A 12985-nucleotide genomic window follows, 5' to 3' on the forward strand; every position below is an offset into this window, starting at 1 on the left:
ATCTGGTGGAACCAGCGGACAATTTCCGGTCCTCATGTCCTCTTCCGACATCGAACTTCAAGCGGTTCCCTCGATCGGCGATATTCCCGCCGAGGCATGGGATGCGTGCGCCAATCCCGGCGGAAAGCGCGATGCTGGCGAATCCACTGGCGGCGCAAGTTTGCCCGGAAGCGGCTCGTGCGAAGGTTTGCGGGAGCGCTACAACCCCTTTGTCACACACGCGTTTTATCATGCACTGGAAGCCTCGCGCTCGGCCTGGCCGCGCACCGGCTGGGCGGCCCAGCACCTGATTGCCAGGCGTGGCGGCACCATCATCGGTGTCGTCCCGTGCTACCTGAAATCGCACTCGCGCGGCGAATACGTCTTCGATGCCGGCTGGGCCGATGCCTATGAGCGCGCCGGGGGGCGCTATTACCCGAAGCTGCAGGTCTCGGTGCCGTTCACACCAGCAACAGGCCCTCGCCTGCTGGTCCGCGGCGACATTTCGGACGCGCGACAGGTGCGCGAACTGCTCGTCAAAGGACTGATGGCCCTGTGCCGGACTGTGCAAGCCTCCTCGGTTCACGTCACCTTCGCCCAGAGGGACGAATGGGAGCTGCTCGCAAGCTCTGGCTTCCTGCAGCGAACCGATCGGCAATTCCACTGGCAAAACGAGGGCTATGCGACGTTCGACGACTTTCTCGGAGCCTTGAATTCGCGCCACCGCAAGGCGATCAAGCGCGAACGTCGCGAAGCAGTCGCCCCAGGCATTACCATCGAACACCTGACCGGCAACGACCTGACAGAAGACGCCTTCGACGCCTTCTTTGATTTTTACCAGGAAACCGGCTCGCGCAAATGGGGCTCCCCCTATCTGACACGCGACTTCTATACCCGCGTCGCCGAGACCATGGCCGACGACATTCTCCTGGTCATGGCGAAACGCAATGGTCGCTGGATCGCTGGCGCCATCAACTTCATTGGCTCCGATACTCTGTTCGGCCGTCATTGGGGCGCCATTGAGCATCACCCCTTCCTGCATTTCGAGGTCTGCTACTACCAGGCGATCGAGTTCGCGATCCGACGCAAACTGAAGCGTGTGGAAGCCGGCGCCCAGGGCGAGCACAAGCTCGCGCGCGGCTACCTGCCGAAAGAGACTTATTCGGCCCACTACATTCCGGACCCCGGATTCCGTCATGCCGTCGCCGACTATCTCAAGCGCGAGCGGCAATATGTAGCGCAGTCCGTCGACGAACTCGCCGACTATGCTCCCTTCCGCAAGGGCGACGGCGACGGATCTTGACCGCGCTATTGCCTTTTGCTGAGGATGATCGCGAGACGTGAACTAATCAACGGACAGTGATCCCCCGGAGAAGGCGGGAAACGACAGCAGCAGAAGCAGGACGATACGCATGACCGCCTACGACACCAACAATATCTTCGCCAAGATCCTGCGCGGCGAGCTGCCTGCCTTCAAAATTTACGAGGACGACAAGACTTTCGTCTTTCTCGACATCATGCCGCGCTGCCCGGGCCATGCACTGGTGATCCCGAAAGCACCGGCCCGTAATATCCTCGACATCACGCCGGATGATTTCGCGGCCGTCGCCCGCACCACTCACAAGATCGCCGCCGCCGCGAAGCGCGCCTTCAACGCCGATGGCATCACCATCCAGCAGTTTTCCGAGGCTGCCGGCGGACAAGTGGTCTTCCACCTGCACATGCATGTGATGCCCCGCCAGGATGGCGTAGCCCTGTTGCCGCCCGCGAGCCGCAAAGAGGACCTGAAGGTCCTCGAGGACCATGCCACGCGCCTGATCGCCGCCCTGAAAACAACCTGATCCGACCGAGCTGCTTCATCCTGAGGCGGCCGCACCGCCGCCGTCTCGAAGAATGATGATGAAACTGCACCGGCCTCATGGTTCGAGACGCCGGCCGCGCGCACGGCTCCTCACCATGAGGACCTCGCGCTTGTCCTATGAACCGGCCTTCTACCCGTTCGACCACAACCGCGTTGTGTAGGCTTCCGCGACCGTGTCGTCGATCTGCTTGGCGACAGCTTCGCCCTCGCCGATCTTCGGCGCGATAATCTTGCCGAATGAGATGCGCTGGGCCGCAGGCCACGATTCCGGCTCCCACAGCTTCGCGCGCAGGAATGCGCGGGCGCAATGAAAGAAGCACTTCTCGATGTGTACACGGATCGCCAGCAGCGCGGGGCGGTTGTCCGAGCCGAGCTTGTTCAGCAGATCGGCATCGTTGAAGATTTCAGCGCGACCGGAAAGACGCAGCGTTTCGCCGGTGCGCGGGCGCAGGTAGATCATGCCCACCCGCCCGGTGGCAATGATGTTGGTCAGGCCATAGGCGAGACGGTTGCCGGTACGTTCGGGCACCAGCAGCGTCCTGTCGTCCTCGATGAGCGTAAAGCCCGGCTCGTCCCCCTTCGGCGAGACCTCCACCGTACCGGCTTCATCAGCCGTGGCGAGAAGGGCAAACGGGCTCGTGCTGATGAAGTCCTTGGCCTGATCGTCCAGCGCAGGCATGACTTTCAGCTTGGTGGTCTCGCGCGGCTCCTGCAGGATCGCCCGAAGCTGTTCGACGGTGGTGATGCGCGCCATGATCAATCTCCCGGCTCAGTCCCCGGACGCAGATAGCTACCCTAGCGCAAACGGCGCATGATGGACATGCTGCGAATTCCACGCCGTCCCGGAATCGTTCAAAGCGCTGAGCGTCGCGCCTATGGCGAGTGAGCGCAACGATCTGGCTTGAGATCGATCAGCGGCGTTCCGTCGAGACAATCGAGCCCGCGCACCGAGACGATGTTGCCGGCGATGCCGAGGAGTGTCACCGCCGACAATCCGATCGGATTGGGGCGCACCGGTGAACGCAGCGCGAACGTGCCTGCCGTCACGCCATTGCTGCGCGGGCTTTGGGTGACGAGATCGCGGCGCGACTGGTGCAGCCAGTACAGCACCTGAATGGTCTCGAACGTCTCCAATCCCTTCAAGCCGGCAACCCACGGCTCGAACATCTCGATGCGGCAGAGCGGACCATCGAGGCGCCCCTGCCGTGGCGTTTCGGCCCGCGTCTTCCACGGTGTATGGATGCGGCCGATGAATTCGAGTCCGGCATCGCGCGCCTGTGGCGAAGCAACGGCAACTTCGCCCATACGAATCTCGTTGATGTCCGTCATTGGGCCCTCTCCTACCCCAGCCACCACTTGCCGCCGAGCAGCACCAGTTCCGAAGCGATCACTCCCGCCAGCACCGATCGCTTCACCAGAAGATAGACGAGAAAACCTACCACGACAGCTGCAAATCGGACCGGCGTGGGCATCGTCGCGAGCGCGCCCGGCGGCATGATCAGGATCTGCATGACGACGCAGCCAATGATGGCGGTGGCGACCGCCCTGACCCAGACGAGAATCTCGGCGCCCTCGTCGATCCGGCGGCCGGCGAGGAAGCCGAACACACGCCAGATGCCGTTCGGCAGCACCCCCGCCAGCAGCAGCACGCCGATCGCCTGCCAATCGCCGATGAACGTGCTCACGGAACCCTCCGCAACCGATGCACGCCGTAAGCAATGGTTCCGGCCGACACACCGGCAATCAACATATCGATGCCGGTGTTCAAAAACGCGGCGAGCGGCATCAGTCCGAGGCCAAGACCGAGCGCCAACCGGTCCACCAGTTGCTTGCTGTTGGTTGCCGTCGTCAAAAGGAAGCTGATCGGCGTCAGAAACAGCACCGCAGCACCGAAGAGCGGTGGCAATGCCGCGGCCAGAGTGTAGCCGGCGATGGTGGAGACCACCGTCGAGAGCATCACGCCGCAGCCGAGACCATTGACGAAAGCCACTCGCCGTTCGCGCGGAATGCCGGGCACCAGGCGCATGCTTTCGACCCAGACGGTCACGGCGATGAAATGGGTCGGCAGGATGAGGTGCCACGCCCTCGTCTTCGGCCCGCGCAGCATCGGCAAGAGCGAGACCACCATCGGCATCAGCCGGATCGCGCTGAGCGTAACTGCGATCGCGGCCTGAACCACCGTCCCGCTGCCTCCAAGCGCGGTCAGGAGGATCATCTGCGCGGGAGCAGCCCAGACCAGCGTGGTTCCAAGCAGCGCCCAGAGCAGGCTGAAGCCGAGGTCGTGCGCGAGCGCGCCGACACCGAGATAGGTTGCAAACAGCGTATACGTCAGGATGGTGCGATAGGCCGCAGCGACGCCCCTTGTGAACGCGCCAAGCGAGGTGGCCCAGTTACCGCCGGTAGAAAGAGTAGCTGTCGGGTCGGTTTGCACCGCGCCATGACGCAGATCGTACCTGGGTGCGTCAAGTCAGCGCGTGCGCAACCCAGAGTCCCGTTCCCTGCGTCAAAATCGCTGGCCAAAGTGCAGCGCGCAATCGCGCACACCTCGCATCGGTGCAGAGCAAAAACGATTCCCGATTGTAGGCGCCATAAGCCATGGCTAGATTTCATCGTATGAAGCGCGATCAACGACGCTTCGCAGACAGTGAGGATGCTCATGGAGATCGGCTACTTTACAATGCCGTCGCATCCGCCGGAGCGCGGTCTCAAGGACGGCCACGATTGGGATCTGCAAACGCTTCGCTGGTGTGATGAACTCGGTTATCAGGAAGCCTGGATCGGCGAACACCACACGGCGCCTTGGGAGCCACACCCCTCGCCGGACCTGCTGCTCGCCCAGGCCTTCATGCAGACGAAGAACATCCGCCTCGGCCCAGGCGGATTTTTATTGCCCTATCACCACCCCGCAGAACTCGCCAACCGCGTGGCGATGCTCGATCATCTCTCTGAGGGACGGCTGAATTTCGGCGTCGCCGCCAGCGGCCTGCCGAGTGACTGGGCGATGTTCAATGTCGACGGCATGTCGGGCCAGAACCGCGACATGACCCGCGAAGCGCTCGATATCATTCTCAAGATGTGGACCGAGGATGCGCCGTTCACCTACACCGGCAAGTACTGGAGCGTGAGCAAGCCGGACACGATGTTCGACTTCCTGAAACCCCACATCAAACCGGTGCAGGCGCCGCATCCGCCGATCGGCGTCGCCGGTCTGAGCAAGAGCTCCGACACGCTCAAGCTTGCAGGCGAACGCGGCTTCATCCCCATGAGTCTCAACCTGAATCCGGCTTACGTCGCCAGCCATTGGGAGTCGGTGGAGATCGGCGCCCAGCGCACCGGCCGCACACCGAACCGCCGCGACTGGCGGATGGTGCGTGAGGTGTTCGTCGCCGACACCGACGAGGAAGCGTGGCGTCTCTCTGTCGGCGGCATGATGGGCCGCATGATGGAGGAGTACTTCCTGCGGCTGCTCGGGCATTTCGGCTTCAAGGATTACCTGAAGCACGCGCCCGACGTGCCGGACTCGGATGTCACGGTCGAGTATTGCGCCAAACACAACTGGATCGTCGGCTCGCCCGCCACCTGTGCTGAGAAGATCGAGGCCATCTATGACCAGGTTGGCGGCTTTGGCACGCTCCTGGTGTTCGGCTTCGACTACAAGGACAATCCGAAGGCGTGGCACAACTCGCTGCAACTCCTCGCCAAGGAGGTGATGCCGCGGATCAAGCACCTCACGCCGAAACTGGAGAAAGCGGCGTAAGCCTGACCACAGACTCGGTGCTGATAACTGGAGAAGACGACAGAGCATGTCATGAGCCTTGCTCTGTCGTCACGTCCATGAACACGGGCATGACGCAGGCCGAGACGTTCCGATTCAATCACGAACGTCTCGGACGACTGGTCCCAGCCTTCGCTAAAACCACTCTTTTCTTCCGTTGTGGCCGATCGCCCTCAGAGTCGAAATGCTCCAGGAGCCATTACGACGGTTTCACCACCGGCGGCCTGGTGTCGGCTGGCAGCGGGGACTTGTAAGCGAAGGTCTTGGTGCGCGCGGCAAAATCCGCCTTGGCGTCCGACAGCAGCGCTGAATCTCGCAGGCAATCCAGCGCCGTCGCGGCCATGGCCTTGGCCGCTTGCGTCATGCCTTTGTGCGCGGCCGGCGCCTTGCCTTGCGCCACCATCTGCCAGGAATGCGGCGGCGTGCCGATTGCATAGGTCGCACCATAGGTCTGCACGGTGGGGACGACCCAGCTTACATCGCCAACGTCGGTCGAGCCGCGCAGCTGTGCCCGTGGCGAGTCAGCGGGCACCACCTCGACGCCGAGCGGAGCGTCGCTGCGCACCATCCCGAAGCGGCGATAGGCGGTGGCGATATCCTCGTCCTGGAAGGTTCCCTGCATTTGGCTGGCAAAGGCGCGGTCGGCCTCGTCGAATGGCGGCGGACCGAGATGCTGCAGGTTCGCCTGCATCGCCTTCTCCAGCGGCCCGTTGCCGAGCAGATTCGACATCGCCGAAACCACCTGCGAGGTGACGGTGGTCTCCGTCATTAGCGCAGCGCCTTCAGCCACCTTCTTCACCCGCTCGAGGATATTCCACATGGTTGGCAGTTCGATCGCGCGTACCATGTAGCGCACCTTGGCCTTCGCCTGGACCACGTTCGGCTGCAAACCGCCGGAGTCGGTAATCGCATAGTGAATACGCGCATCGCTCGGCACATGCTCGCGCATGTAATTGACGCCGACATTCATCAACTCCACCGCATCGAGCGCGCTGCGGCCGAGATGCGGCGCGGCGGCCGCATGCGACGCGCGGCCGGCGAAGGTAAAGTCGACCTGGATCATCGACAGCGAATTGGCGACGTTCAGCGCCATGAACGGCGCCGGATGCCACGAGATCGCAATGTCCACGTCATCGAACGCACCCTCGCGCACCATGAACGCCTTGCCGGAGCCGCCCTCTTCTGCAGGGCAGCCGTAATAGCGCACACGTCCCTTCAGCCCGTTCTTGGCGAGATAGTCCTTGACGGCGGTGGCGGCGAGCATTGCGCCCGCACCCAGTAGGTTGTGGCCGCAGCCATGACCCGCGCCGCCGCTCTCGATCTCGCGCCGCTCGGCAACACCCGCTTCCTGGCTCAGCCCCGGCAGCGCATCGAACTCGCCGAGAATCGCGATCACCGGCCCGCCTTCGCCGGCCTCGCCCATCACGGCCGTCGGCAAGCCACCGCAGTTGCGAGTGACGCGAAAGCCTTCGGCCTCGAGTGCCTGGGTATGCAGCGCCACCGACTTGAACTCGCCAAAACAGGTTTCCGGCACCGCCCAGACATCGTCCGCGAGCTTCTCGAACGCCGCCTTCTTGGCATCGACGTATGACCAGATGTCTTGGGTATTGCGCATGCGTGTTCTCCCTTGTCCCGGTGACGGGCGGCGCTTCTTCTTGACGCGCATCACGCAAACAAAACGGCCGGCCGTCAAGCTGACGACCGGCCGGTCTGGCATTCCTGTTACGAAAGCGGTTACGCCTTCACCAGCGGTCCCTTGGTCGGACCGGCAGGACCGTCATTGCCGCCCTTCGGCGGTTTACGCGGCGCTGCGCGCTTCTTGGCGTTCGGCAGCTTCTCCGGCTTCGGCGCGACCGGGCCATCCACGAATTCGAAGCCGATCTTATCCTCGTCCTTCTCGTCCTTGACGATGACGACGCGGACATGGCCGCCACCCTTCAGCTTGCCGAACAGCACCTCGTCGGCGAGCGGCTTCTTGACATACTCCTGGATCACCCGGGCCATCGGCCGCGCGCCCATCTGCTCATCATAGCCGCGCTCGATCAACCAGGCCTTGGCAGGCTCGGACAGTTCAATGGTCACGTCGCGGTCGGCCAGCTGCGCCTCGAGCTGCAGCACGAACTTCTCGACCACCATGCCGATGACATCGGAACTGAGGTGGCCGAACGACACGATCGCATCAAGACGGTTGCGGAATTCCGGCGCGAACTGCCGGTTGATCGCCTCGGTGTCGTCGCCTTCCCGCTTGTTGCGGGTGAAGCCGAACGCCTGCCGCGCGAGATCAGCCGCGCCCGCATTGGTCGTCATGATCAGGATGACGTTGCGGAAGTTGACCTGCTTGCCGTTGTGATCGGTCAGCTTGCCGTGATCCATGATCTGCAGCAGCACGTTATACAGATCCGGGTGCGCCTTCTCGATCTCGTCCAGCAACACCACGCAATGCGGATGCTGATCGACGCCGTCGGTCAGCAGACCGCCCTGATCGAAGCCGACATAACCCGGAGGCGCACCGATCAGACGCGAGACCGTATGCCGCTCCATGTACTCGGACATATCGAAGCGCAGCAGCTCGACCCCGAGCGAGTTCGCGAGCTGCTTGGCGACTTCGGTCTTGCCGACGCCAGTGGGTCCCGAGAACAAGTAGCTGCCGATCGGCTTCTCCGGCTCGCGCAAGCCCGCGCGCGCGAGCTTGATCGACGCCGACAGCGCCTCGATCGCCTTGTCCTGGCCGAACACCACGCGCTTCAGGGTCTGCTCGAGGTGCTTCAGCACCTCGGCGTCGTCCTTCGACACGCTCTTCGGCGGGATCCGCGCCATGGTGGCGATCGTCGCTTCGATCTCCTTGATGCCGATAGTCTTCTTGCGCTTGTTCTCCGGCAGGAGCATCTGCGCCGCACCCGACTCGTCGATCACGTCGATCGCTTTGTCCGGCAACTTGCGGTCGTGGATGTAGCGCGAAGAGAGCTGCACCGCCGCTTCCACCGCCTCGTTGGTGTACTTCAGCTTGTGATAGTCCTCGAAATACGGCTTCAGACCCTTCAGGATCGCGATCGCATCCTCCACCGTCGGCTCGTTGACGTCGATTTTCTGGAAGCGGCGCACCAGCGCACGATCCTTCTCGAAGTGCTGGCGGTACTCCTTATACGTGGTGGAGCCCATGCAACGGATCGAACCCGACGCAAGCGCAGGCTTCAGCAGGTTCGATGCGTCCATCGCACCACCCGACGTGGCGCCGGCACCAATCACCGTGTGGATCTCGTCGATGAACAGGATCGCGTTCGGATGCGCCTCCAGTTCCTTGATGACCTGTTTCAGCCGCTCCTCGAAATCGCCGCGATAGCGCGTGCCCGCGAGCAGCGTGCCCATGTCGAGCGAGAACACGGTGGCCGCCGCCAGCACATCCGGCACCTCGGAATCGACGATGCGCTTGGCGATGCCTTCGGCGATCGCCGTCTTGCCGACGCCGGCATCGCCGACGAACAGCGGATTGTTCTTCTGCCGGCGGCAAAGGATCTGGATCGCGCGATTGATCTCGGCGTTGCGGCCGATCACCGGATCGATCTTGCCGTCACGCGCCTTCTTGTTGAGATTGACGCAGTAAGCCTCGAGCGCATCGCCCTTCTTCTTGGCGTCCTCGCCGGCCTTGTTCTCCTGCTCTTCCTCCGCCCCGCGGACCGGGCGCGACTCGGATGCGCCAGGTCGCTTGGCGATGCCATGGCTGATGTAGTTGACCGCGTCGTAGCGCGTCATGTCCTGCTCCTGCAGGAAATATGCGGCATGGCTCTCGCGCTCGGCGAAGATCGCCACCAGCACGTTGGCGCCGGTCACCTCTTCGCGGCCGGACGACTGCACGTGGATCACCGCGCGCTGGATCACACGCTGGAATCCGGCGGTCGGCTTGGAATCATCGCCACCTTCGACGACGATGTTCTCGAACTCAGTCTCGAGATAGTTCACCAGGCTGCCGCGCAGCTTGTCGAGATCGACATTGCACGCGCGCATCACCGCGGCCGCATCGGAGTCATCGAGCAGCGACAGCAGCAGATGCTCCAGCGTCGCGTACTGGTGATGACGCTCGTTTGCGATCGCAAGCGCGCGGTGCAGGGATTGTTCAAGGCTCTGGGAGAAAGTCGGCATTCGCGTCCCTTTTGGCCCCCGCCAAATCTTCAGTTCAAGACGATCCGGATCGGATCGTTACTCCGCCGGAGCACGGCGTGGTCCGAAAACTGGTACTCGCTTTTCGGCATCGGGCTCCGGATGACTGCAGGCTACTTCTTTTCCATCACGCATTGCAAAGGATGTTGATGCTTGCGCGCAAAATCCATCACCTGCGTCACTTTGGTCTCGGCGACCTCGTACGTAAAAATGCCGCACTCGCCGATCCCGTGCTGATGAACGTGCAGCATGATTTTGGTGGCGGTCTCCACGTCCTTGTTGAAAAATCGCTCGATCACATGAACGACGAACTCCATCGGCGTGTAGTCGTCGTTCAGGATAAGAACGCGGTAGAGGTTCGGCCGTTTCGTCTTCGGCTTCACCTTGGTAATGACGGACGTTCCGGGCGCGCCGGGTCCGGTCGAGCGGCCCTCGTCGTTGCTCATGAACGGGCGCCGGGCCTCCGACAAGGCGGCGACGGCTGTGCGGAACTGGGTGGACGGCTGGAACATGGCAGAACGTAAAGCTTCCCCAATTAACGATCGGAGGACCCATCAGGCCCGTCCCCAAGCCATCATAAAGTCCGCCAGACCCGGATTCCAGACCTGCGCGTGCTTCGCTCCCGGACTGCTACACACCGGATACCAGCATCCACGCACCTCGGACTGCCAAAGAAGCCCGAGAAACCTGCAAATCCCACATCGTTTTGGCTCGATCATGCCTTCCGACGGACCGAACCGGTTAGAGAACTTCTGAACCGCCCTATCGGTCCGCTCTTGCTGTGCAAGAACCGGGCCTTACCGGCAAGAAATCCTGTGATTTTGAATATGGGTTGATGCATCCCCGCCCGCAAGCGGGCGATTTAAGGGGCCCAAAGAGCTACCGAGGAACTGATGGCGGCCGCAGCCGCGCTCGGAACCGGCGTGGTTAACCGAAGCTCACCGTGATGCTCTGAAAAGCCGCAGTCCCATTCAGGCTCTGTTGGCGATAGAGCATAAAGATCGCATTCAAATGGAAATGCATTCGGCCATTTACTCAAATTCGGAGTGGCAGTTTACCACCCCTTCACGCCTGAGACCTACCGCTTGGTTCCATCACTGGACCGTTCTCAGGTGCATTCATGCCGATCCCATCCGTGACTGACTGGTTGAAGCACTCCGCAGCGCGGTTCGCGCGGGCCGAACAAGGCAATGTCGCGATGATGCTGGCCATCGCGCTGGTGCCGATCATCGGCTTTATCGGCGCTGCAGTCGATTACACCCGCGCCGTCTCCGCACGCTCGGCGATGCAGGCCGCCGCCGACGCAACGGCGCTGATGATCTCGAAGGAAGCCTCCACCCTCAGCGCGGATCAGCTCCTGACCAAGGCGAAGGCTTACTTCAACGCGCTCTACACCCGCTCTGACGTATCCAACGTCACCTTCAACGCCATCTACTCGCCCAACTCCGGCAACGGCGCCAGCGTGAAGGTCGATGCTTTCGGCAATATGCAAACCGACTTCATGCGGGTCGCCGGCCTTCAGAACCTCGACATCAGCGCGTCGTCCACCACCAAATGGGGCAACATCCGCTATCGGATCGCGCTGGCGCTAGACAACACCGGCTCGATGAAAGACGCCGACAAGATCGGCGAACTGCAGAAGGCCGCCACCAAGCTGATCAATGACTTCTACGCGATGGCGACCACGGACGCCGACGTCTACATTTCGATCGTGCCGTTTGCCAAGGACGTCAATATCGGCACCGGCTTCAGGACGTCGAACTGGCTGCGCTGGGACAGCGATCCCCAGAACGAGGACCCCACCGGCTGGAACGACGTCAACGGCTCCTGCTCGAAATCGCTGGGATGGTGGGTGACGCCGAACAAGAGCAATTGCCAAGCCGCAAACGGCTCCTGGACGACCGCCAACAAGAGCACCTGGAACGGCTGCGTGAAGGACCGCGACCGGAAGTCGACCAGTTACGACACGCTGAATACGCCGCCCGATCCCGCGGTGCTGGGAACCATGGTCTGGCCCGAGCAGTACGACGCCTGCCCGACGGCTCTGCTGCCGATGACGCCGGTGCGATCGCAAAAGCAGGTGCTGATCGACAAGATCAACGCGATGAAACCGAACGGCGGTACCAACCAGAGCATCGGCGTGTTTTGGGCGTGGATGACGCACGGCCAAAACGGTCCCTTCCCGCCGCTGTCGAAGGATTCCAACTACTCCTACATCGATGCCGTAGTGCTGCTGACCGATGGTCTCAACACCCAGAACCGCTGGGATGGTACCGGGTCCCGCTGGGAGCCAAAGGTTGATGATCGCCAGGCAACCCTGTGCAGCAACATGCGCACCGCCGGCATCAAGATCTTCACGATCCAGGTCGCAACGGACAACGATGCGTTGTCGACCGTCACCAAGAACTGCGCCACCGAGCCTAACAACCCGAACTACTTCAGCTACATCACCCAAGCTGGTCAGATGACGGTGCAGTTCCAGAACATCTTCAAGGAGCTCGCGCGCCTGCGCGTGGCCTCGTGAGCTCAGGCCTTGCATTAGACGTGAGCCCGCTTACGTCGTTGATGGTGTTCCTGACGGTCTCACGCCGGGTTCCGTCAGCGTGAGATCATTTCGAGAACGAATAATGAACACTTTTTCAACGACTCATCTATACTCTCCGGCCCTGCATTCCCGATGGGTGGGCCAATATGTCTGAAATCGCTCGTGATTTTTCTGCGGTCGTGCGGCTCTGCGAGTATTGCCGCGAGCTCGAACGGCTGCATCTATGGGGGAACGACGAAGAGATCGATCGCGAATACAACGCTGTTTGCCGTGCCGTGTGGGGGTACATGTGCGATGACTTCCATGACGACAGCCTGTCGGCGGACGATCATGCCTGGCTCGACAGCCTCACCAAGAAGGCCGCCTACGAATTCGCGTTGCAGAACGGCTACGACCTCGCCGACTACAACAACGGCGGATACGTTTCGGACTGGTGGGGCTTCGCCTGGATGATCCTTGCCGAGAAGCGCGGCCTGTTCACGCCTGAACAGCGCGCCGCCGCGTGGGCCAAGCACGATGCCAAGCTGATGGCCGACAGCAATGTCATCGGCGTCATTCGCGGGCCCTGACCCGAGCGGGGCTTGACTTAGCTCCGCCCAACGGATTGCTGCCGCGCGCCGGCAGCGGCTCGCAAGCATGAGGTGATCATGCCATAGGAACGCGTCTATTC

12 protein-coding genes are annotated in these 12985 nt (G+C 62.1%); 5 read left to right on the forward strand and 7 right to left on the reverse strand.

The features are described 5' to 3' along the window. The first annotated feature begins 34 nt into the window (after positions 1–34). A complete protein-coding gene (locus X566_RS21675) occupies positions 35–1282 on the forward strand; it encodes a GNAT family N-acetyltransferase (RefSeq protein WP_034471462.1) in 1248 nt (415 codons plus the stop codon). 109 nt (positions 1283–1391) lie between these two features. Next, positions 1392–1820, forward strand: coding sequence for an HIT domain-containing protein (locus tag X566_RS21680; RefSeq protein ID WP_034471466.1), 429 nt, complete (start codon positions 1392–1394; stop codon positions 1818–1820). Between the two features lie 150 nt (positions 1821–1970). Here the strand turns inward: X566_RS21680 and X566_RS21685 are convergent, their stop codons facing one another. From X566_RS21685 to X566_RS21700, 4 genes are all read right to left on the reverse strand, one after another. Further along, the gene (locus tag X566_RS21685) at positions 1971–2594 is read right to left on the reverse strand and encodes an MSMEG_1061 family FMN-dependent PPOX-type flavoprotein (RefSeq protein WP_034471469.1); all 624 of its coding nucleotides are present in this window, start codon (positions 2592–2594) and stop codon (positions 1971–1973) included. Positions 2595–2713: 119 nt separating this feature from the next. Next, complete coding sequence (gene tsaA / locus X566_RS21690; RefSeq protein WP_034471472.1) at positions 2714–3169, reverse strand: tRNA (N6-threonylcarbamoyladenosine(37)-N6)-methyltransferase TrmO; 456 nt, start codon at positions 3167–3169, stop codon at positions 2714–2716. Positions 3170–3180: 11 nt separating this feature from the next. After that, on the reverse strand, positions 3181–3525 hold the full coding sequence (locus tag X566_RS21695; protein ID WP_034471474.1) for an AzlD domain-containing protein: 345 nt from the start codon (positions 3523–3525) through the stop codon (positions 3181–3183). Next, the gene (locus tag X566_RS21700; RefSeq protein WP_051444419.1) at positions 3522–4271 is read right to left on the reverse strand and encodes an AzlC family ABC transporter permease; all 750 of its coding nucleotides are present in this window, start codon (positions 4269–4271) and stop codon (positions 3522–3524) included. Before X566_RS21700 ends, X566_RS21695 begins: the two co-directional genes overlap by 4 nt. A gap of 225 nt (positions 4272–4496) precedes the next feature. On the opposite strand from X566_RS21700, the gene X566_RS21705 reads away from it, so the two are divergent. Then, the gene (locus X566_RS21705; protein WP_034472726.1) at positions 4497–5597 is read left to right on the forward strand and encodes an LLM class flavin-dependent oxidoreductase; all 1101 of its coding nucleotides are present in this window, start codon (positions 4497–4499) and stop codon (positions 5595–5597) included. 217 nt (positions 5598–5814) lie between these two features. Here the strand turns inward: X566_RS21705 and X566_RS21710 are convergent, their stop codons facing one another. The 3 genes from X566_RS21710 to clpS form a co-directional block, all read right to left on the reverse strand. Beyond that, a complete protein-coding gene (locus X566_RS21710) occupies positions 5815–7230 on the reverse strand; it encodes a M20 family metallopeptidase (protein ID WP_034471476.1) in 1416 nt (471 codons plus the stop codon). Positions 7231–7349: 119 nt separating this feature from the next. Next, on the reverse strand, positions 7350–9752 hold the full coding sequence (gene clpA / locus X566_RS21715; RefSeq protein ID WP_034471478.1) for an ATP-dependent Clp protease ATP-binding subunit ClpA: 2403 nt from the start codon (positions 9750–9752) through the stop codon (positions 7350–7352). Between the two features lie 131 nt (positions 9753–9883). Beyond that, positions 9884–10216 carry an ATP-dependent Clp protease adapter ClpS gene (gene clpS, locus X566_RS21720; RefSeq protein ID WP_034472729.1) on the reverse strand — a complete coding sequence of 111 codons (333 nt, stop codon included), beginning with the start codon at positions 10214–10216 and terminating at the stop codon, positions 9884–9886. A 674-nt stretch (positions 10217–10890) separates the two neighbouring features. Here clpS and X566_RS21725 point away from each other — a divergent pair. Then, entirely contained in the window at positions 10891–12294 is a 1404-nt protein-coding gene (locus tag X566_RS21725) for a TadE/TadG family type IV pilus assembly protein (RefSeq protein ID WP_034471480.1), read from the forward strand. A 167-nt stretch (positions 12295–12461) separates the two neighbouring features. Continuing rightward, entirely contained in the window at positions 12462–12884 is a 423-nt protein-coding gene (locus tag X566_RS21730; protein ID WP_034471482.1) for a hypothetical protein, read from the forward strand. Positions 12885–12985 lie beyond the last annotated feature (101 nt).

The organism is Afipia sp. P52-10 (assembly GCF_000516555.1).
Taxonomy (GTDB): Bacteria; Pseudomonadota; Alphaproteobacteria; order Rhizobiales; family Xanthobacteraceae; genus P52-10.

Bases quoted from the DNA above. Each gene is read 5' to 3' on its own strand.
- X566_RS21730 (WP_034471482.1), top strand. From the start codon at position 12,462: ATGTCTGAAATCGCTCGTGATTTTTCTGCGGTCGTGCGGCTCTGCGAG.
- tsaA (WP_034471472.1), bottom strand. From the start codon at position 3,169: ATGACGGACATCAACGAGATTCGTATGGGCGAAGTTGCCGTTGCTTCG.
- X566_RS21705 (WP_034472726.1), top strand. From the start codon at position 4,497: ATGGAGATCGGCTACTTTACAATGCCGTCGCATCCGCCGGAGCGCGGT.
- X566_RS21725 (WP_034471480.1), top strand. From the start codon at position 10,891: ATGCCGATCCCATCCGTGACTGACTGGTTGAAGCACTCCGCAGCGCGG.
- clpA (WP_034471478.1), bottom strand. From the start codon at position 9,752: ATGCCGACTTTCTCCCAGAGCCTTGAACAATCCCTGCACCGCGCGCTT.
- X566_RS21710 (WP_034471476.1), bottom strand. From the start codon at position 7,230: ATGCGCAATACCCAAGACATCTGGTCATACGTCGATGCCAAGAAGGCG.
- clpS (WP_034472729.1), bottom strand. From the start codon at position 10,216: ATGAGCAACGACGAGGGCCGCTCGACCGGACCCGGCGCGCCCGGAACG.
- X566_RS21685 (WP_034471469.1), bottom strand. From the start codon at position 2,594: ATGGCGCGCATCACCACCGTCGAACAGCTTCGGGCGATCCTGCAGGAG.
- X566_RS21675 (WP_034471462.1), top strand. From the start codon at position 35: ATGTCCTCTTCCGACATCGAACTTCAAGCGGTTCCCTCGATCGGCGAT.
- X566_RS21680 (WP_034471466.1), top strand. From the start codon at position 1,392: ATGACCGCCTACGACACCAACAATATCTTCGCCAAGATCCTGCGCGGC.